The following is a 19,867-nucleotide window of genomic DNA, read 5'->3' on the forward strand; positions in this document are numbered from 1 at the left end:
TTAAATCTCCATAAACTTAAGTTTTACTAACCAATAATCATCGGCGTCATAGGTCGCCATCTGGCGAACCGGCTCAGCTTCCAGGGCTGGCGATTCATGGTGGCGAAAGACCACGTTAAAGCCCCGGCCATCGTCCAGCGTTAAACGGAATTGCTGACCTGGTACTGTTGACCAGGTTTGCAGCAGGTCGGCCACAGACCTGGTATGCCAGGCCATGCTGTTGTCGGGCGGCTGCAGGCTGATAGGTCGGCCAGCCTGGCGCGTGGCGTTTTCGACCAGGAGCGCACCAGTCAGGCTGTATTCCACAGACGACACAACAGGCGTCCATTCGTGTTCATCCATCCATTGCAAGTCATGGTGCAACTGCAAATCCTGGCCCAGCGTTAAATTGCGTAGGATCATGATGCAACTCCCTTAGCGCGTTTCAGTAAATCAAGTAAGGCGCGTTCGTTTCCTGCGTCTGTCGTGACAGGGATGGTTTTGCCGCCGCCCGTTAAATCAAACTGGATGACTTTCTCTGGTCCTTGATTGCTGGCGGTCCTGGCGGACTGCTGAACAAGTTCCTTGATGGCTGGGTCATCGGTGATCCTGGGAAAGCTAATCTGGCTTAGCAACTGGCGAGACAGGTCGGCCACAGACGGCGCTTTACGGTAGCTGTCTGCCTCTGCGGCAGTCAGCACTTTCTCATCCTTGTGCAACTCGGCCACGTAACCGTCCTTGGGTACGCGGTCCAGCCCAGTCTCGTGGGAGCCGTCCAGTTTTCGGTAGTAAGCACCATTGGAGCCTGGCGCGGCAAAGCCGCCATATCCTCCGCTGCCATCGTTTAGCCCGGCGCTGCCACTTTCGCTGGTGTTAAGGCCCATGGACTCTGCCAGTGTCTTTGCGCGGTTGTAGCTGCGTAGGATGGAGTCAGCGCCCGCAGAAGAGAAAGCCGTCGAGTTCGCGTCGTACATTTGCTTGTTGGCCTTTGCTGCATTCCAGGCGGTCTGGGCGCGTTGCTTGTTTTCTGCAGTTGGCTCTATCCTTTTTCCATGCTCGGCGTCATACAGCATGTTAGCAACGTCGCTGTCCATAGCGCCACCGCCGAATCCGTCAGACGCAATGCCAGGCTGCTTTTCTGATCGATCTATTGGCTTTTGCACATTGCTGTTACCTTGTCCGCCTCTATCTATATTTGGACTTTGAGGAGCTGGATCACGCGGCCTAGCTGGAGTGTCTGCAGTATTCTGACTAGGTGTTTTAACATTGCCAGCTGCACGAGCCGCCTTGTCAAAATTTGTAATGAGATTTCCTGCAGCGCCATCTGCTTTGTCAATTTCACTTTTAAGCGAACCAATAGCCGCCTTAGTTTCATTTACCTTGTCGGTCACCTTCACCTGTGTTTGCGCGACAGCACCGGTGCTGCTGTTGATCTGTTCAACGGCAGCACGATTTAACTCATAGGCAACGCCCGTTTCTTTAACGATGTCACGCGCAAACTCTTGTTTGACTTTCTTTTCCTCGACCTGACTCACAATGGCTTGCTGACCTGATAATTCAGAGCGTGACCAATTTACGGCATCTTCAGCGGCTTTGGCTGCATCCTCAGCCGCTTTCGCTTTGTCTTTATACACATCCGCATCTTGCTGGCCAATGTGCAGTTCAAGTTCTTTGTCCGCATTCAATTTTTGTTGCAAACTGATGAGTAACTTCTGGGCGTCCACGGCAACCTGGTACGCTAGTTTTGCCTCTGTAGCTTTTTCAACAGCCAGTTGCTTGTTTATTTTCGCCAGATTGAGTTCTTCTTTTGCCAGTTCTGAACCAGACTTCCTATACTCGTTCTGCTTGACCAATACTTCTAGGTTTGCACGACCAACATCAGCTTGTGCCTTCACCAGTTCAAGATGTGACTTAGCGACATCAGAATTTGATTTGGCTAAATCTGACGCTTGCTTTGCAAGGCGAGACATAGCAGCTTCAGCGCCTTTGCTTTTTTCTTCTATATCTTTTAACGCTCTTGCCACTGCGCTGCCGGAAATTGTTCCTTCCTTTCCCAGTCGCTGTACTTCAGCGCGTAAATCTGCAAAGTTGCCCTCGGTCTTCGCTGCTTTAAGTGCTTTCTCAAATAGTTCATCGAACTTGATGCCCACATCGACCAGTGCGGGCTTGATGTCTCCAGTGACCTTCTTAACGTCGCCCAGGGACGCGCCTATCTGATTCAGTTCTGCTAGCGTCTTCGCTGCGTCCACACCCTTAGAAAAGGCATCATTCATTACATCAGCGGTAGTTTTGGTACTGTTCCCCAAAGTTTGTACCGTGCCGACGATAGCCGCGAACTCCGCGTTTAACGACGTGAGGCGATCTTTTCCATCAAGCTGGGTCAGTTTGAGTCCAGCTTCATCGATGGCCGTGATGAATTTCTTAGTGTCGTCACCAGCCAGGGCTGCAAGCCTTTTCTGAAGCTGGCCAAGCTGTTCTGTGGTCAAAGCACCGCTGGCCTGCATCTCCTTCAGCTTGTCGCTCAACAGACTTGACTGTGTGGCTAGGTCGGTGGTGTATGCGCCGTTCTTCCTGACTGCTTCCGCCATGGCTAGGACTTCTGCCTCGGCCTTGCTGAAGTCGGTCACCTCGGCCAGTTTTTGCTGGTAGACCGCAGCATCCCGCAATGACTGGCGGTATTTCAGGACAGCAGTTTCCCCACGTGCGAACTGGTCTACCGTCTTATCTGCAAAGCCGATCATGTCCTTGCCTGTGTCCTGCAGGCCATCTCCCACACCCTGGATCGCTTTGCCCCAGTCCTGATTGATATAGAAAACCAACTTACCAAAGCCAGAAATGATTTTCCCGACGATGTCCAGGGTAGCGCCACCAAAACCAAATATCGCAGCCGTGGCAATATCGATTCCATCCTTGATGCCTGCCATGGCCAGGGCAATAGCGCCAATTAAGAATTTAACGATCTGGCCTAGTACCGTGACTTTCTCGCCCGTCGCGGTGGTGTAGTGGCCCAGGGTGAGTATTTCAGTGCCTACACGGATGACAAAGCCAAGTAATTCCATAAAGCCTTTGCCCAGCGCGCCCAAGGAGGGATAGATTTCTCCAAACATGCCCATCACTGTGTTTAACGAATCACCCATGGCACTGCCGAACGAGGAAACACCCTCAGCGAACAGGCGTGATGCAGCACCGGACTTGTCGATGCCCTGGGCGATCTTGTCGGCGCTCTTCAGGAAATTGGTTGCAGCATCGACCAATGAGCCATAGGCGGGCAACAGCTTGTTGCCAATGTCATTGGCCAGCTCTTCCTGGTATCGCTTAAGGGATTGGACTTTCTTGCCTACTGAGTCCATTGACGCGCCATAAGCACCTTGCAGCTTCTCGGCTTGCTTCAGGCTTTCATCCATGACCGCCTGAATTTTTTGCTTTTGTGTCAGTTGCTCGACTGTCTTGCCTATGGATAGGGCAAACTGGCGCTCTGCGGCTTCAACGTTGACCGTTAAGCCCATGTAGCGCAGGCCAACAGTATCAAGTTGCGAGATGTTGGTAATCAGCTTGGTCAGTGTCTCTGACGAGTTTTCACCTGTGACCACGGCCAGGTCTTGTGCAGCCCTGGCCAGCTTGGCGACCTGGGAAACCTGATTTTCAGCTTGTGGGCCGATCTCCAGGCCGGACTGGATCATCTGTGTGATAGCTTCGCGGGTTCCCTGGGTCGTGATGCCCAGCGCCTTGACTTCTTTTTCGTACTTGCTGATCTCTTGCGCACCATAGCCCGCGTTCTTGGCAACCACGTCCAGGGTAATGCCCAGTGTCTCCGTGCGAGCGGCGTACTCGGTGGATTCTTTGATGCCATAAGCAATGGCCAGCGATGCAAATGCACCCACCAGCGCAATGACATTGTCTTTAACAAAGCTCATGCCCGACGAGAGAACAGACATCCCGGTATCTGCCTTACCTGATGATTGCTCTAGCTCGGCAATCTTCTTTTGCAGCGCGGCCACGTCCTCCAGCCCCTCGACCAGGTTCTTAATTTTCAGTTCCAGGACTGCGGACATCGCTTACCTTTCAAATAGATACTGCATTCGTTTAACGCTTTCCTCGCTACCCCTCGTCGCAATCAGCAGCATGGAAAACATATCCGCATCACGGCTTTTGTTCTGCCTTGTCGTCGCTTCCAGGAAGGCTTTAAACTGCGACCAGGTGTAGTTAAGGATGTCGGCCATGTGGTGGCCGCTGGCAATCAGGTGCTGGAAGCCATCTGCCCAGCTATTCGCACCAGTTGTGCATTGTTCTTGATGACTTCGCCCAGGCTTTCCAGTGCGCCCTTGACCCTCGGCAGGACGCGCAGGACAAAAAAATCCAGGTTCACCTCCAACAAGCCTGTCAGCAAATCAACTGCTTCGTCCTGCTCCAGGGCATCCACCCACTCGCGTGGCTTGTCTGCCAGCACCGCCAGCAATGCCAGGCATTCTTCTGAGTACAGAACAAACAGGCTAATCACGTCCAGGGATTCGCCTTTGACCTGACCAGTAATCATGTGGATAAGTGGCTGCGAAGCCTTCAAGACGGCAGGCAGGCGACCAATTTTGAATTGGCGTACAGGGAAGTCAGCGCCAGCAATAATGATTGTTCTATCTGCGGGAATGACCTTTTCCAGGTCATTTTGCGGGGATGTGTTTTCTACTGGATTCATGTTTGCTCCTGGTTGACTGGTTAAGTACAGCCAGTGTAAGGAGCAAAGAAAAAGCCCATCAGAGGATGGGCTTCAGTGGGAAGAGTGCCGTCAGGTGACGGCTATTTTTACGCGGGCGCTACCTGGATTATTCGGCCAAATTGTCCGATCTCGTCATCCGCTGGCTTGGTGGCATCACGCAAGACCTCGGCGCTGATGCTCAGGTCAGCGAATTTATCAGTGATCAATGCCAGGTCTTTGAATGGTTCTGGCTTCACTTTGTACAGCTCCACCACGATAGGTGCTCCGCCTTCGCCCAGGTTGATGCCTTCATATCGGATGTATTTCTCTGTTTGTTGAGCAGTCAGCAGAGAGACGCTTTCCAGCTCCCCATGGGAATAAGCTGCCTTAAACGGTTGCTGAAAGCCAGTCACGTCAAGAAAATCGATAGAACCAAAATTGGGGTCCACCTTGTACTTGGTAGGGCTGACAGTAGCGGGTGTGCCTGCAGAATCAGTGATGGCGACGGCTGACACTTTGGGATACTTCAGTGCCACACGGTCGCCAGCGACCAGACTACCCGTTAATACTTCGCCAGTGACCGAGCCTGCTACCAGCTTTGTTACTTTGCCAGATACACCACTCGACAGATTGCCTGTATTAATTTCATGCATGGTCAAATCAAACGTGGCTTCCTGGGCAGTAGTAACGCTTTTTACTTTTGTGTTCAGGCCAGAATAGGATTCTTTGTGATCGACCTTGGTCGTCTTGAAGCTGAGTTTTGCTGAAGACACGTCACCCATCCAGCGCAATGCTTTTGGACGACCGTTTGCATCGCGTTCAGCTTCAAACACTTTGCCTTTGCCTAAGTAATACTGTGTCATGTTGACTCCTGTAAGGATTGACTATTAAAAATTGCCTGACTGACTTACTAGGCAAGTTACTTCTTTGTGTCCTTGTCAGGACTGGCTTCAGCCTCCTTTTTTGTCTTGACCAGGTCCCCTATGCCATTGGTAATCAGCCATTCAGCGTCTGTCTGGTGGACTGATATCTCCGACCCATCAGGATGTTTAACGCTGTCGTGGGTGTGTTCTTTTTTCAGTTTGATGGTTTGAATGCTCATGATCTTCCTAACGTGAACAGGGTCTTAAATGCAAACGGGTAGTAGGCAAAGCCGTTGTTGTAAATGACTTTTGGTGCATTGATGCGGCGCAAGGCATCGAGGGGAACGTTTGGCGGCTCCCATCCGGCCAGTGCCTTCAATAGCTTGGTAATGAGTGGGCCAGCCAGTTTGCGGTTACCTTTCCCTGTGGTTGGCGATCCAGCAAATTTAACGACCAGGACAACCATCCATTGCTGGGTAATGGCTTGAACCTTGCCTGATCCGCCCTGGTGCTGCGGGCCAGAACCGATTTCATCACCGAGGTACACCACATGCGCGGCCAGGTCTGCCTTACGGTCGTCTTTGACTGCTGCAAGGTCGGTGGCAGTCAACACGGCTTTCAGTTCCGGCATGGTTTCCTTGATCCGGTCAACCAGCAAGTCTTCCAGTACCAGGTAGTCCATCACCAGCCCCTCCGGTCGCCAAAATCGTTTCTGCCTTCTGCAATCTGCACTGTGTTGCTGGTCTGCGCTGGCGCGCCACCAATGTCCAGACCAAGTGATGCAGTCCCTTTGGCGATGGCCTGCAACAGCTTGATCTGCTGGCCGTATCGGTTTGCAACAGGATGATCTGCCTGGACATCGCCCCACAAGTGATACCTGGTGACGTCCATGGCCACTTTGCGCAGAATCTCTGGCACAGTAGGCAGCGGCAAGACATAGCGACCTGCAAGCCAGACATTGATTTCAGCCTCAGCGTCTCTGATAGCGTTGTTTAACACCACGTCATCGATGGCAGATGCGTTTTCCTTATCGGTGATCTGGATCAGCTCAGCCATGCCAAAGGCCGTTATCAAGTCTGACTTTGTGCAGTAGTTCATTGCCTGGCCTTATTTTTTGGGTTTGTTGCCTTTGGCTTCGGCAACTGGCTCCGGCGCATCAGCTTCTGTTTCAAACGCCACCAGCTCAGGATCGTCTTCAATGAGCTGGCGCTCTTTGTCTGTGAGTTCGGTCAATGGAATGTCAGTCGGTGTAGCCGTGAACTGGCGACCAGCTCGGCGGAATGATGCAGCCCGACTGACGACACGCAGGACGGTGATTTTTGCCATATGAATTACTCCTATTGGTAAATGAAAATGTAGAGGAACCAAGCCTTGCGGTATGTCGCAGCCGTTTTATTTCAGCCAGCGCGATACTTTCAGCTTGGCTGTGTTCTGGAAAATGTTGGTAGCGCCATTCGCACCATGCTCGGCCACCAGGATTTTCTTGGCCTGCTTCTCCATGCTTGGTGGAACGATCAGCAAGCTAGGATTGATGTCCAATGGTTTACCGTTATCACCCTTCAATTCCATCATGGCTTGACGGGCCGCAGCATAGGAGTCTTCGTCCAGCGGTTGCTTGGAAGCGTAAGCGAGTTGCCACAGACCGAAACCGACATTGCTACGAGCATCCACGCCATAGACGAACTCTTTGCGGTTGAATACGTTGGCGTCCGTATCCTTGTCCAGCGCAACAAATGTGTAAGGCTTGCGCTGTTGATAGATAATCGGTTTAATGATCCTGGTGTTATCCACCAGATACCAGGCAGGCCCAGAGCCGCCGCCGAAATTAGACACTGAAGAGAACGAGCCGTCTTCGTTCAAGACAGGATGATCAGTGTCAAAGAAGTATTGGCCGTCATAGCACTTGGCATTGAAACCTTTGCCAATCAGACCCCAAACCAGTTCGCCTGGATGCTTCGCAGAATCCTGACCCAACTGCGCCATGGATGGCTTATATAGGCCATACGTGTCGTCTTCGATTGAATTGCGGGACACTTTAACGGTGTTTTCCCAATCCTTGTTCTTGATCGTGAAATCATGGCTTTCCAGGTTCTGGACGACACGATCACCAATCCATTCGCGGAAGCGCGTTGTCTGGCCCAGCCATGCATACACCTCCTGGGCCGTGGTGGACGGCACGGTCATGGCGATGTCTTCATAGTCATTTTCAATTGCGGAAAATGCCTGCTGAAAGACCATGTTATAGCCCGTGAACAGCGCCGCCAGGCTGTTTTGATTGATTTCCATGGATACTCCTATATACGGTTGAAATAGATGCTTTTTGATGCTTCCGGCAGTTGGCCTGGCGGAAAAGCTTAAAACTCGACCCAGACGCCGTTGGCGTCAACGTCGCGGATTTTTCCGGCGACTGAACGGGTGTTTGTGCCGTTGGTCTTTGCTACCGTGGAGTCATCCACCATGTAGCAGTCCGCCTGGATGTCGCCCAGGGCGATCAGGTCAGCACCACCGGAATTGGCAAAACGGTAGATACTGCCTTGACCACGGAACACCCGGACGCGAATGTCGCCATCCGTGCCGGCACTGTTGTCTGTGAAAGCCTGGGCCACACCGATCGACTTGAGGCCGACGCCTGTTTTGCCTGGGATGGCCAGATTATTGGCCGGGTCTATGGCAACCATGGTTCCTGCATAAATCTTGGTTGCTCCCTTTACCGGGTGTTCAAAGACCACACCCTCTCGGCTGCGAGTATTGCGGTCTGCTATTGCTGCTGTCATGTCTGACTCCTATATTGATATGGTTGATATCGGTCTGCCTGGCGTTAAGCGGCCAGCGTTTTTTTGAAGTCTTCCTGGGACAAGTTCATAGCCTTGCAGATAGCTATTTGCTCCGTGGACAGAGCCGCATCGCCACCGCTTGGTGGTTTGCCGCCTGTCTGCGTATGCTTCAGCGCTGCAATTGGCGTGGTGTTGTCCAGGTAGGTTTTGAGTGAGGACAGGTCTTTGCCTGCAAGTTCTCGCGCCCAGGCTTCCTGTCCAGGCAAGATGCGGCCTTCTTTGAGTGCGACCGTCACCACTTCATCTGCTTCACGGCCATGCACTTTGGCAGAAAGTGCTGCCACTTGGTCTTGCAAAGGCTTTACTGCTTCTATTGGCATGAACTTGGCTGGATCAGGGTTGCCTGTATTGGTTGCCGTCGCTTTCAGGGCTGCAATCTCCTGGTCTTTCACGGCGACCTGGTCGGCTGTTTTCTTGAGTGCTGCGATCTCCTGATCCTTGGCAGTGACCTGGTCAGCTTTGGCTTTGAGGGCTGTCACTGCTGTCATGGCGTCCTTTTCAACGGTGGTTTCTGGCAGGCCCAAGGCTGCGAGCAATGCTTTCAAAAGTGGATTCATTGTTTCCTCTGGTGGTTGGTTGGAATGCTGCAAAGCAGCCTGTATGGTCTTCAGCGCTACTGCCTGCATGCCGTCCAGCGCTGGTGTATTGGTTAAGCCGACATGCAGAATCTGTAAAACTTCGCCTGTGTTCTTGTCGTAGGAAAAGACAGGGGACAGGTATTTGTATTCCTTAGCCTTGATCATTCCTGCGGCTCGTTCCGTCCACTCGGTATCCGTGGCAAACAGGCCCACGCCTTCGCGCCACTCCATCTGCTGGAACCAGCCTGCCGCCGGGGCTGGCTGGCCGTTCTCTGCGGCATTGAGCGTCTGATGCTCATAGTCAATCACCAGACGGGTGCTTGAACTATTGGCCAATACGATGAGGTTTGCGGCTATGCCTGCAGTAGTTACCCAGGCTGCGCAATCGTCCGGCCTGCCATCACGGGAACGGAATGCCCCGGCGGGAAGTATCTGTAAGCCATCGTTGGTGGTTTGAGGTAAGTCAAAGACCAGAGATGCTACGGCGATGTTGTTTGGATTTGTCATGACCATCACTTTGGCGTGTTGGGAACACGGCTAAAAGTTGATGGGGTTCAGTGAGATGTTTTGATACGCCAAACAGGGTTTTGGCGTGTTTGATGCAAAATTGATTGTAGTCTTTGATTGCGCTTGCCGATTAGAAGGGATTTAACGCCTATTTAACGTACTCAAAAGCGTTTCTGCAAGGTCATGCTAGCAGCAGCCCCATAAATTTGTTTATGGGGCTATTTGAATAGTTTTTATCGCAAACAAATTATGACCAGGTAATGTAGCCTGAAGTCAAAGCCTTAAAACGCGTATCAAAGAGAACGCGCCCGTTCTGCGGTAGATACTCAAGTAAGAAGTCGATAGATTCCAACAGGCGCTCATTTACAACTCCAGTTTTCAAGATCCCGAGTGCCAAGCATGCTTGGTGACGGCAAAGAGGGTTGGCTAGTTGATTCTGAATTTCATACGAAGCAAGGACTGCAAGTGCAGTAGGTGTGTATTGATCACCAAGCATGGAAATTATACGGTTATAGTAGACCAAGCCACGAGGTGACACACCATTATTGTACTGAGTACCTTTGCCTATGCGACAAATCAGCACGACTTTTATTAATTTTTGCGAAAAATTTGCAAGGATGTCTTGCTGCCCGCTGAGGTATGACGATATGGAGTCTGCAATAGGAGCCTCATGATGAAAATTATCCCACCCATTGTGCTTTTCAAGCAGTTGATCAATCAAGCCATCAACAATAATTGCGCGTTCAGAATTCGATCTGAAGGCATTTCCACCAACAGTTCGGAAGAATTGCTCCCCCAACTCGTACTTTTCACGGTATAAATTTGTGTTATATCCTTCCAGTGTGAGACCAAGTCGATACTTAGTGTCAATGTCGCTAGCGGTCCAAACATGTAATGCGAGTAATGCAACGTTCTTTCTAACTTGCGGATCAGTTTCTGAAGCTACATAAATCCCAAACATTGTTCTAAGTACGTTACCAGAATGATGTGATGCGAGGGCGCCGATTTTTCCGCAAATAGAAGTTACATTTACAGGATCTAGAGGCAACTTGTACGTTTTAAGGTTCTGAATGAACGCTTGTACTTGTAGGGCTGCTTCTGTCGGACGGTCATTCAATACGTCCTGAATACAAGTTTGGAGCCATCCTAGAAGCTCAAATGCATTAATTGTGTAATTTGTCGGATGAGAGATTCCTATGTCATTTCTCATGTCTAGAATATGCTTAAGCTTCTTATACGTTGTGTCTGCAATAAGCTCCAATTTTCTACAGTTATCTAAAAGGACACCATCTTTTACAGATCGTAGATCATCTTCTGATTGATAAAACTCCCTTGCTTTCCCCCCAATCGCAGCGTCGTAAAATATATCCAATCCATAAGCAATCACTTTTTTGTGAAGATCAAGAACGACTTCATTCCATATAGAGTTTAGCGAATAATCAAATAGCCCGATGCCAGCTCCGACTACAAACTTTGAAAGATATCGTGCATCTTGTTTAACCGCCGCAGGAAGCGAAGCTATATATGAAGGAAGGTTATTATTTATGATCGCACGTTGATCTTGAGTTGCAATAATATTGTCAAACGGCAAACCTACGCTTTTGAGTACATCAATGATAATTTGAGCCTGAGGATCAACTAACTGCATTGGTGGTACTGGGATGACGTTATTCATTTCTTTCCTCTGGAGAAGTTTTCACACTAATAATGCTGCTGGTCATCCAGCGAGCGCATAGATTTGAATCTAACAGAGAAATAGCAATTAAACAATTTTAATCGACTTAGATTTGATGTTAATTAATAAAATTTTTCATTAGCTATTGTTTAGAGTTTCGTCTAAGTAATCCTGCATTAAACTAATTATTTCCGCTTCAGTTTCAGGCATTAACTTACCATCTGCGTCCATCGGCATGAATGGCCGCGCCGGAATATCTCCCCACAAATGCGGAAACTGCGCTTTGGATCCGCCGAATTGCTGCATGGCCGCGTACACCATAGTATTGCTGACTGTTACCGAATCGGCGTCTGCAACGTAGCTAAACTGGCGGGACAAGTCCCTGGATTGACCGATAAGAGGTTTCTTATTCAGTTTCCTGGCTTGCCCCTTGGTTGTGAGCGTTCCGTCTTTTTTGAAATTGCCACCCGTGACCTCAAGGTAACGCAGCACTGTTACATCACTATTGGCCTCCCAGGCTTCACCATCGGGGGAAGCTGAGGTTTCAAAAGACTGTTTGGCGATCTCCATCACAGTTTCGCCTATCGCCTTCATGATAGGCTCGGCGCTCTGCGTGCCTTCCACGATGCGTTTCAGCAGTTCCTGGACTTTGCCACTGTTGTATTTAACTTCTATCATGTTTGGACCTGTGCTATTATTTTAAGCATTGGCGTCACCGTCCTGGACGTAATGGTTGGGGGGAACATACATCAGCCAGATGCCTGCTAAACTTTGATATACATAGACAGCAAGTTTAGAACCCGGTTTTTCTTGCCCAGGCGGACTTCAAAAACCGCTGTGAACAAATCCCCCAAAATTGTTTTGCTCGCCTTGATCGTTGGCAATCCGTGATTTGACTCGTCGCCAGGCATTAATTTGTCTGCTTCATTCAAGACCGTAATGACATGAGCAAAGTCGGCAGGCTTCGGTGGCCTTTGTTGTCCGCCATCTCTGGCATGGCTCTTATTGACGTGACGCGCATATTCACTTTTGAGCAGCACAATAAAGCCCGTTGTGTCCTCACCAATGGCTTTTTGAATCGCTTCTGCATTCTCCACAAAGCCAAGAAATTGATTCTCTGTTAATTGTGGATTCGCCAGAGCATCATTCACAAAGTCCACGACGTCTTCAGCATGCACCGTCTTGTTCATCAGCCGAGAGAGTGCCTTACTAATGGCGGGCGGGTAGGTAATCAGTTTGTCCTGAATGATGCTTCTGAACGATGTATCCATGTTTGCGCCTGGCGCATAGGCAAAACCATCGTCTATTCCTTCTGTGTTCTCCTGGTCTGGTGCATTGGCTGGGCCACGGCCATTAACTACCGCCTTCATAAATTTTGCCTTGGTGACGGGAACCACCCGGCATTGGCATCCCCATCCATTTGGTGGAAAGTGTTGTTTCCAAAAAGGGTGATCAGATGGAAGCGTTAAACCGTCCCAGCTTTTATGCAATGGCCGTGGATAGATCACGCCGTCATTGTGTTTATACTGCCAGTAGGGCATGACCTTCTGTAACTCTGGATCGTTTAACTGCTTCCAGCGTCCGGCTGCATAACTGGTGGACATATTGGTCTGATAAATTACTTTGGTGCGCCATGCCGTCTTCGCTGCGGATTCTTCACCAGTCCAGCCAGTCCATCCGTTTTTTGCAACGATCTGTTTAAAATCTTTGCGAAACGCTTCGATGCCTGTCCCATTTTCTATAGCCTTAGTGATTGCAGCATTTAAGTCATTCAGTAAATCCGCACTCTGCGCCCCGGCCACCATAAAAGCCCGGTCATGCGCTTCTCTAAGAATATCGTTCCATCTCTCAGTCGGTACACTCAGTTTGTACTTAAAGAATGCCAATTGTTCTGCAAAAGGCTTATTCCATGGCGGCAGTCGCTCGTACGCAGCCATGTCTATTTCCCTGTTTTAACGTCAAACATGCCTGCCAACTGGGCCACTGCAAAGCCCTTGGCCATCACTGCCTGCAAGTCCTCCAAGGGCAGGCCGTTAAACGTCTCCAGGAGCGCATGCTGTAGGCTGGGTAAGTCGTCTGCGGTTTCCACCATTTGCTCAATATGGGTGATGACTTGCTGCCATGCGTCGTCAGTTTCCTGACTTGGCTGGCTAAGCAGGCTATCCGAACTGCTGCCCTGTGACGCCTTGAGGGCTGCAATCCGGTTTGCAGCAAATGCGGGTGCAGGGGCTTTATTAATGGTTTGCAGGATAGGCTCATCGCCTTCTGGTGCTGGTATTGAAAGTTTTCTGTTGACCCAGGACACTGGAATTTTCAGACCCACGCTGACGAGTTTAGGCAAGGCTCCGGCCAGCAATTCAAAGTCTTCTTCTTCGCGCACGTCAAAGTGCAGGCGAGGCATGCGGCGTGGATCATCCAGTCGCTTGCCGTTTAACACTGCTAGCGGGTAGAGCAAATCCCGCGTTAAAGTCGCTGCTAGTTGCTTGGAATCCGAGGCCAGTATCTCGCGGCGCACGTCATTATGTACATTGCCCAGGGCATTAGTGGATGACTTGCCATCGGCCTGGCTAGTCAATGTTCCGCCCAGTATGGCTTTGGATACGGTTTTTTCTGCCCATTCGATCATGGCAACGAATGGATCATGGTTGCCCGTAGCCGCGTTTTCAAATTCAATCGCCATGCCGTCCGGGATGATGCCAGCAGCAGCGTGGCCAAGTTGGGTAACAGCACGCAGCAAGGTAGCTTTCTCGGCGTCGCTAGTACCTGGTGGATATTTGCCCAGGCGAATTGGCAGGCCGTAGATTTCCAGCAGCTCGGCAAGATCACGGATGGCGTAATTCTTGAACAGGTAAGGCCAGGCCAGTATGCGATGCAAGCCGGTTCGTGACAGCACACCGGATTTTGCTTTGTGCTTGTGGGTGATCCAGCCAAAAGGGATCAGCTCCGCGCCATTCGGGGTATTGTCGCGCAGGCGTATATCATCCTGGTCAAAACGATTAACGTTAAACCAGGTCGGTGGCCTGTGGTTGATTTCCTTGGGAAACCATTCCTTACCCAGCATGTGCCACTCAATTTCCTGGCATGAGTAACCATGGCCAATGCCATCAAACGCATCGAATAGCATTTGGTCCCAGCCTGGCAAGTCCTGGCACAGTTCCGTTAAATAGGCTGCAACAGACTTTTCCTCGGCGCTAGGGTTGCGTGGTGGCCGGACTTCCCAGTCTATGGATTGGATAGCTCCCTTGCGCTTGCCCATCTCTGCAAAGATGTGGCCGTCTTTCTCTTCCATATCCGCGAACAATTCAGCCTGGGCCATGAGGTTGCCTTGCTCTGCCTGTTGCATGATGCTGGCAAGTTTAACGGGTGTTAAACCACGGCTGGGATGATTCGCAAACTCCATATGCAACTGCATGAGCTTTGCTGTCTGCGGTTCTTTCAGTATCGCTGATTGAATGGGATTGCCGTATTGGTCTAGTATCGTTGCCATAATGTTCCTGTCTGTTTTACCAGGCTCCAGCGCCCGTGTAGATTTCTATATCGTTGTTGCCGTCGCTGCCATCCTGGTCACTTCCACCAGCAGCCTGGAACTCAAAGCAGGCAAAGCCAGTAGTTGCCAACATCCAAAGAATTTGTAAAGCGTCAGGGCCGTCATCATGGTCAGCTTTGGGAAAGTGCCTAAGCTGGTCTTGCAGCGTTAAATGTGTGCTGTGGACACGTATCAACTTATTTGCCATATGTGGCTGTAACGATTCAATCCGTAAAACTTTGTCTGTTGAAGGAATAACTGCGCGGGCTGGCACTGGTATTCGCTGTTTTGCTGACCGTTTAACTAGTTCTGTTCGCATGAACTCCTGGAACTGGACGGACTCAACGCCCCATATCAGACAGCGATAAATCTTCTGGAAAGAAATCACATCTTCAATGATCTTATCTGGCAGTCGCTTTTTTATCGCCGCCTCAACGACATCAAGCACGCCCGTTTCACGGTTGACGCCACCGACCAAGATAGCGGAAGGGTCACGGCCACGTCCTTGCTTTCCCAGGGAAGGGTCGCAAGCACCAAAGAATAGCCATTCCGGCAAGCGATTAACCCAGAAGTGGATGCAATTGGCAAAAGGGGCATCTTCGCCAGACACCGGGTCATTCTGCTGCTCAGAATCAAAGGCTTCCTTGCCATCCCTGGCGCGCTTGATCATCAATTTGTAGAACGTGGTTCCACCTGGCCAGCAAATCTTTGCGCCTGCATCCATACCTGGATGGGCGCGATAGTATGCAAGGGCGGCTTGTTCTCCATCGTTTAACAGTATCTCTGTCCACATGTCCCAGGCTTCCATGTCTTCTGGCCACTGTTCGACGGCCTTGAACTTCCTGCCAAGCCATAGCTTGTTATTGATCAGCCGGGACAGTACAGAGTCATAGTGCAGAATCGTGCCAATGATGAACACATCCAAGCTGTCATCTGCCGGACCAAGCGAGAGCAAACTTTTTAACACCCAGGTCATCAGTTTGTCCCGTTGCTCTGGGCTGCGCACGTTTTCATCATTTTCCAGGTCGTCGCCTATCACCAGGTCTGGCCTGTGAGGGCCATGGCGGCGGCCACGTATCTTTTTGCCTGAGCCAAAGACTTCCACTTTCACATCATTGCTGGTGACGATCACGCCGACCTGCCAGACGCGGCCCTGGCCTGTTGCTTCGGGGAAGTCCAGGAGCAGGCGCGGGTTATAGCAAAGCTCGGCCTTGATTGCTTCCAGCATGGGCAATGCCTGGTCTAAGGCATCCATCACAATGAGGGGATACTTCTTGCGGCCAGTGACGATGCACCAGAGTGTGCCGATCTGGGTAATGATGGTTGATTTAGCGTGTCCACGCGGTGCAGCTATCGCGTCATGGTCGCCAATCTTGTTATCCACCACCTCCTGGAATCGGTCAAACAGGTATTCATGCACAGTCGCAGGGCTGTGCTTGATGTAATGCGGGAAATAGGTCTGCGCAAAAAAACGAAAAGACCCAAGAGCCTGGAAGCGGCGTTCTTGTATCTTTTCAGGCTCAGGGTTAAATCCGTCGCACTCAGATTCGATTGCCAGGCGCATGCCTGCTGCAAGTTCTCCTACCTGGGCAAGGAATTCCTTTTTTGTAAGTTTGCTCATTGCTGTGTTTAACCATATTCCTTGAACAGGACTTCGCCGAACGGCTCAAGCAGTTCTGTGAATGCACTGGCATGCTGCGGATAACGCTGTCTAACAAATGCTGCAAGCTTTTGGATAACTTCCATCGCTGTGGCCAACTCGGATGTCTCTGGCATGATTCGCTTACTCGCCGCAATCGTTTTGTTGAATGCATCAGCCAGGCTGGCCAGTAGCTGGACTTTGGTGGCCGGGTTGATTTCTGCGTTCTTGGTCAGTTCATCCATGCTGGCCTGGTACTGGGTTACCAGTCCGGCCAGCATCTGACGGCCTATGTCTTCGATACTGCCGCCCGCAAGCAATTGCGCGGCCTGGGCTTTTGCCCAGTCGTCGCCTGCCTCAGCTGCTGCAGACTTCCAGCGGCTGGCCGTGCCGTAGCTGACACCACACTTTAACGCTGCCACTTCAAGCGAGAGGCGGTCAAAGACATAGGCACGGCGGACTTTGTCACGCAATTCTGGAGGATGTGCCATTGATTACATCCCCAGCTTGATACGTGCGGCCATGATGCCGGATGAAACGATTGCGCCGGACAAGCCGCCTGCAGCCGCGCCAGCTACTGCACCATAGAGAATGGCTTGCTTGCGTATGCCTGCCATCTGCTGGTCTATGCCGTCTACTTTTTTATCTATCTTCCGCAGCAAGGCGAGTTCTTCGCTGACCGCTGCAGCAGGTTTGCTTTGTTCTGTCATGGCTTGTCAGCTTTCTTATCTAGTTTGTCAAATAGTCGGTCTACTTTGTCAGCCACTGCGTGTATGGCTTCCATCATCTCTACACGTCCGCTTCTGATTTCGGACTTCTGTGCATAGTCGTTTGCACACTGCAGCTTGAAGCTATTGAGTTTTTCAGTCAGGTCACTAACCTTACTGTTGGTGTCTTTCAGGTCGCTTTGCAGCCTGGTGATCCATTGCCGGATAAAGAAGGCCAGGCAGGCAAACAAGACTGCCATCAGCGCCTGGACGATCTGCCCGCCCGTTAAATCGATGGTCATGGCCTTCTCCTGGATCGTTCACTTAAGGTCTTGCAGTCAATGCAAAGCTGGCAGCCTGGGATTGCAAGACGGCGCGCAATAGCTATAGGCTCGTCACAACGGATACAATTTTCCGCACTGATTGCAGGAGTCTTTGCTTTCAGTGCAGCCAGCCTTTTCAGTTCTGCTTCGATTGCACCAGTTCGCGCCACATCTGCCAGCCTGTTGGCATCGTCTAATATGTCAGTCATGCTGCACGCCTTTTTCTGGTGTGGACATATGCCAGTCGATCAAGGCATCAAGCCTGGCCCTGCAGGTGTTGTACTGGGCTGTGGCGCTGTTGATCCAGGAGGCGATATCGGTATCAGTGGCAAAGCCGGTACTCGCCTCAGCAGGCCCGCTGGTGGCGCTGGGCAGGATTGCAGGCTCACTGCCTGTTGTGGCGCGGTTGAGCAGGCCGACAGTACGGCCATTGAGACAAGCGCGGCCAGTGGTGCTTTTTTGGATTTCATTGGATAACTCCGTCTTTGTGGTTGCCAGGCGCTGTTCGGTAGCATCAAGCGTGTTTTGCAGGGCATTTGCGCGCTGTGTGGCTTCTTGCAGGCGAACCAGGGCGGCTTGTGTTGCCTGTGCTTGTTGGTCGCTGTAATGGGCTTTAACGCCTGCCAGGTTGGCTTTGGTAATTTCAATCTGCGCAGTGTCATACACATGCGTGGCAGTTGCGCCCAGAGTCATACCTATAGCCATGACAAGCATGTCAAACCAGCCGAAGTTTGATAAAAATTTCATGGTTGGCCTACCGTTCTGCCCCAGGCCGCGTATCGATACTGCAGGTTATTGAGGATGCGATCTGGATAGCCCAGGTTTTCTCGGCAATGGATAGGGCTACGCCTGGCGCGGCCACACGCTGCATCGATGGCCTCATGATTGAGTGCGGGACGCACCAGGGCTGCTTCCTTCTGCCAGTGTCCCAGGCCACCGTTATAGCTGCGGTCCATCGCCCACAGCCTGTCAAACTCGGTAGCCCCGGCTACCCGCTGATACAGCCACAGGTCATAGCCGATCATGGAACGCATTGCCCAGATTGGATTGCGTGGCTGGCAGTCCTGGGCTGACAACTTGTTTAACGCGCACCACCAGGTAGCAGTGGCTGGCATAAACTGGGTCATGCCTACAGCGCCGACCCTTGATACTGCATCTGGGTTCCAGCCGCTCTCTTGATGTATCTGGGCAGCAAACACTGGCACGGGTGCATCTAAGCCCCAAACGGCTTGGGCAATGCGCGTTAAATCGTTTCGATACTTATTCGCGGCTTGCGGTATGCCCTGGGCTTGTGCCGGGGCTGACAAGCAGACCACCGACAAGGCCAGGAGCATTGCCAGGATGATGGGCAGCGAGAGAGCGGACAGGAACTGGCGCATGTTATGCCCCCAGGCCGACTGCGATCATGGCGGCGGAAACTATGAAAGCTCTTCGCAGCATCGATGCAGCTACCAGCAAATCATTTTGCAGGAATTTCTCCAGCTTGAACTGCAGGGGAGGGTCTTCGACTTCTTGAGTCTGTTCTATCGTTTCAAGATCAATGGCCATGAATGAGTCTGGCCGCGCATAAGGGAACAGGCTACGGTCCAGCCAATAGCCGACCACACCAGCGATGGCGATCAGATTCAGCTTGTACAGGCTTACGGGTAACTGCTGAGGGGAAAAGGCAAGGGCCAAGACTGACAGCAGCAAAGCTGCTACCAGCCAATCGGTCATTCGGGGAAGTTTTTTCATGGTACGCTCCTATCAGGTTGATGTAAATTGATACATCACCAAGGATAATGAGACGTTGCTTTTGAAACTATTGGATGGGGTTCAGTGACAAAAAAAGCCGCTGAAGATATCAGCGGCTTATATAAATAATTGGGTATGTGGCAGGCGTTTAATACACGTTTACGGACTTAATCCTATCAGTCTTTACTTTCACCAATTTGGGAATGTTTTCAGGTACGCCAAGCTCCATTTGTAGCCTTGCTGCCCGTACGCGTCCCCCGTCAGTGATCGGTACGGAGCAGTATAAATACTCCTTGTTTCTGATTAGCTGCGTAGAACAATTGTTTATTGTGCCTTCTACGTTAACTTTCTGCATGTCCTTTAGGGCTACATAATACACGCTTGAACTGCATTTCAATCCTATGCAAGATTTCAAAGTATCTATGTTTTCCTTCTGTTGCTGCTCAAATTTTTCTGCTGCAACGGTGTCAGCTTTCTCTTGCTCGGCGCGCATCTTCGGAAGATTCTCGTTATATAACTTTGCCTCTATTTCAGCTTTCATTTTGCTGGACTCTTTTTTTTCTTTCAGGCTTTCATACTCAGCTTTCAAAGCTTGGATATTCGCGGCGGAGTCTTTCTGTGTTTTTTGGTAACCATCATCTTGTTGCACTTGATCTGCTTTTACAGACTTTACTTTTTCGCCAGCCCCTGTGCAGGGGACTTCCTGGTAAACAGACTTTCCATTAACCGTGCATTTATATGCTTCTGCATGTGCGTGTGACACCACAGCAAAACATGCCAGCGCAATTAAACTTTTCATTGTCAGCCTTTCG

The 19,867-nt window shown here is 50.9% G+C and carries 25 protein-coding genes; all 25 read right to left on the reverse strand.

Features of this window, described 5'->3' with window-relative positions:
- Positions 1-402, reverse strand: a complete 402-nt coding sequence (locus Q8K39_RS22730) for a hypothetical protein (RefSeq protein WP_305263446.1) — start codon at positions 400-402, stop codon at positions 1-3.
- Positions 399-4,031 carry a hypothetical protein gene (locus Q8K39_RS22735; RefSeq protein ID WP_305263447.1) on the reverse strand — a complete coding sequence of 1,211 codons (3,633 nt, stop codon included), beginning with the start codon at positions 4,029-4,031 and terminating at the stop codon, positions 399-401. The genes Q8K39_RS22730 and Q8K39_RS22735 overlap by 4 nt, the downstream gene beginning before the upstream one ends.
- 3 nt (positions 4,032-4,034) lie before the next feature.
- Positions 4,035-4,199 (reverse strand): hypothetical protein, encoded by a 165-nt coding sequence (locus Q8K39_RS22740; protein ID WP_305263448.1) that lies wholly within the window; start codon positions 4,197-4,199, stop codon positions 4,035-4,037.
- A 17-nt stretch (positions 4,200-4,216) separates the two neighbouring features.
- The gene (locus Q8K39_RS22745) at positions 4,217-4,669 is read right to left on the reverse strand and encodes a hypothetical protein (RefSeq protein WP_305263449.1); all 453 of its coding nucleotides are present in this window, start codon (positions 4,667-4,669) and stop codon (positions 4,217-4,219) included.
- Positions 4,670-4,776: 107 nt separating this feature from the next.
- Positions 4,777-5,532: a hypothetical protein gene (locus tag Q8K39_RS22750; RefSeq protein ID WP_305263450.1), complete on the reverse strand. Its 756-nt coding sequence runs from the start codon at positions 5,530-5,532 to the stop codon at positions 4,777-4,779.
- A 56-nt stretch (positions 5,533-5,588) separates the two neighbouring features.
- Complete coding sequence (locus Q8K39_RS22755) at positions 5,589-5,771, reverse strand: hypothetical protein (RefSeq protein ID WP_305263451.1); 183 nt, start codon at positions 5,769-5,771, stop codon at positions 5,589-5,591.
- Positions 5,768-6,214: a hypothetical protein gene (locus Q8K39_RS22760; protein ID WP_305263452.1), complete on the reverse strand. Its 447-nt coding sequence runs from the start codon at positions 6,212-6,214 to the stop codon at positions 5,768-5,770. The genes Q8K39_RS22755 and Q8K39_RS22760 overlap by 4 nt, the downstream gene beginning before the upstream one ends.
- A complete protein-coding gene (locus tag Q8K39_RS22765) occupies positions 6,214-6,630 on the reverse strand; it encodes a gp436 family protein (RefSeq protein WP_305263453.1) in 417 nt (138 codons plus the stop codon). Before Q8K39_RS22765 ends, Q8K39_RS22760 begins: the two co-directional genes overlap by 1 nt.
- Positions 6,631-6,639: 9 nt before the next feature.
- Positions 6,640-6,858 carry a hypothetical protein gene (locus tag Q8K39_RS22770; protein ID WP_305263454.1) on the reverse strand — a complete coding sequence of 73 codons (219 nt, stop codon included), beginning with the start codon at positions 6,856-6,858 and terminating at the stop codon, positions 6,640-6,642.
- A gap of 66 nt (positions 6,859-6,924) precedes the next feature.
- Complete coding sequence (locus Q8K39_RS22775; RefSeq protein WP_305263455.1) at positions 6,925-7,818, reverse strand: Mu-like prophage major head subunit gpT family protein; 894 nt, start codon at positions 7,816-7,818, stop codon at positions 6,925-6,927.
- A 68-nt stretch (positions 7,819-7,886) separates the two neighbouring features.
- Positions 7,887-8,306, reverse strand: a complete 420-nt coding sequence (locus Q8K39_RS22780; protein ID WP_305263456.1) for a hypothetical protein — start codon at positions 8,304-8,306, stop codon at positions 7,887-7,889.
- A gap of 44 nt (positions 8,307-8,350) precedes the next feature.
- Complete coding sequence (locus Q8K39_RS22785; protein WP_305263457.1) at positions 8,351-9,451, reverse strand: phage protease; 1,101 nt, start codon at positions 9,449-9,451, stop codon at positions 8,351-8,353.
- 247 nt (positions 9,452-9,698) lie between these two features.
- The gene (locus Q8K39_RS22790; protein ID WP_305263458.1) at positions 9,699-11,126 is read right to left on the reverse strand and encodes a hypothetical protein; all 1,428 of its coding nucleotides are present in this window, start codon (positions 11,124-11,126) and stop codon (positions 9,699-9,701) included.
- 138 nt (positions 11,127-11,264) lie between these two features.
- Positions 11,265-11,804 carry a phage virion morphogenesis protein gene (locus tag Q8K39_RS22795; RefSeq protein WP_305263459.1) on the reverse strand — a complete coding sequence of 180 codons (540 nt, stop codon included), beginning with the start codon at positions 11,802-11,804 and terminating at the stop codon, positions 11,265-11,267.
- Positions 11,805-11,890: 86 nt separating this feature from the next.
- Positions 11,891-13,063 carry a phage minor head protein gene (locus tag Q8K39_RS22800; protein WP_305263460.1) on the reverse strand — a complete coding sequence of 391 codons (1,173 nt, stop codon included), beginning with the start codon at positions 13,061-13,063 and terminating at the stop codon, positions 11,891-11,893.
- 2 nt (positions 13,064-13,065) lie between these two features.
- Positions 13,066-14,613, reverse strand: a complete 1,548-nt coding sequence (locus Q8K39_RS22805; protein ID WP_305263461.1) for a DUF935 domain-containing protein — start codon at positions 14,611-14,613, stop codon at positions 13,066-13,068.
- A gap of 16 nt (positions 14,614-14,629) precedes the next feature.
- Positions 14,630-16,273 carry a phage terminase large subunit gene (gene terL / locus Q8K39_RS22810; RefSeq protein WP_305263462.1) on the reverse strand — a complete coding sequence of 548 codons (1,644 nt, stop codon included), beginning with the start codon at positions 16,271-16,273 and terminating at the stop codon, positions 14,630-14,632.
- A gap of 8 nt (positions 16,274-16,281) precedes the next feature.
- On the reverse strand, positions 16,282-16,782 hold the full coding sequence (locus Q8K39_RS22815) for a DUF1804 family protein (protein ID WP_305263463.1): 501 nt from the start codon (positions 16,780-16,782) through the stop codon (positions 16,282-16,284).
- Between the two features lie 3 nt (positions 16,783-16,785).
- On the reverse strand, positions 16,786-17,001 hold the full coding sequence (locus Q8K39_RS22820) for a hypothetical protein (protein WP_305263464.1): 216 nt from the start codon (positions 16,999-17,001) through the stop codon (positions 16,786-16,788).
- Positions 16,998-17,300: a hypothetical protein gene (locus Q8K39_RS22825; protein ID WP_305263465.1), complete on the reverse strand. Its 303-nt coding sequence runs from the start codon at positions 17,298-17,300 to the stop codon at positions 16,998-17,000. The genes Q8K39_RS22820 and Q8K39_RS22825 overlap by 4 nt, the downstream gene beginning before the upstream one ends.
- The gene (locus Q8K39_RS22830) at positions 17,297-17,530 is read right to left on the reverse strand and encodes a TraR/DksA C4-type zinc finger protein (RefSeq protein WP_305263466.1); all 234 of its coding nucleotides are present in this window, start codon (positions 17,528-17,530) and stop codon (positions 17,297-17,299) included. Before Q8K39_RS22830 ends, Q8K39_RS22825 begins: the two co-directional genes overlap by 4 nt.
- Positions 17,523-18,068: a hypothetical protein gene (locus Q8K39_RS22835; protein ID WP_305263467.1), complete on the reverse strand. Its 546-nt coding sequence runs from the start codon at positions 18,066-18,068 to the stop codon at positions 17,523-17,525. Before Q8K39_RS22835 ends, Q8K39_RS22830 begins: the two co-directional genes overlap by 8 nt.
- Positions 18,065-18,700: a transglycosylase SLT domain-containing protein gene (locus Q8K39_RS22840; RefSeq protein WP_305263468.1), complete on the reverse strand. Its 636-nt coding sequence runs from the start codon at positions 18,698-18,700 to the stop codon at positions 18,065-18,067. The genes Q8K39_RS22835 and Q8K39_RS22840 overlap by 4 nt, the downstream gene beginning before the upstream one ends.
- 1 nt (position 18,701) lies before the next feature.
- The gene (locus Q8K39_RS22845) at positions 18,702-19,055 is read right to left on the reverse strand and encodes a putative holin (protein ID WP_305263469.1); all 354 of its coding nucleotides are present in this window, start codon (positions 19,053-19,055) and stop codon (positions 18,702-18,704) included.
- 148 nt (positions 19,056-19,203) lie between these two features.
- Positions 19,204-19,854, reverse strand: coding sequence for a DUF4124 domain-containing protein (locus Q8K39_RS22850; protein WP_305263470.1), 651 nt, complete (start codon positions 19,852-19,854; stop codon positions 19,204-19,206).
- Positions 19,855-19,867 lie beyond the last annotated feature (13 nt).

The sequence above is a fragment of the Undibacterium sp. genome, assembly GCF_030683615.1.
GTDB lineage: Bacteria > Pseudomonadota > Gammaproteobacteria > Burkholderiales > Burkholderiaceae_D > Undibacterium > Undibacterium umbellatum.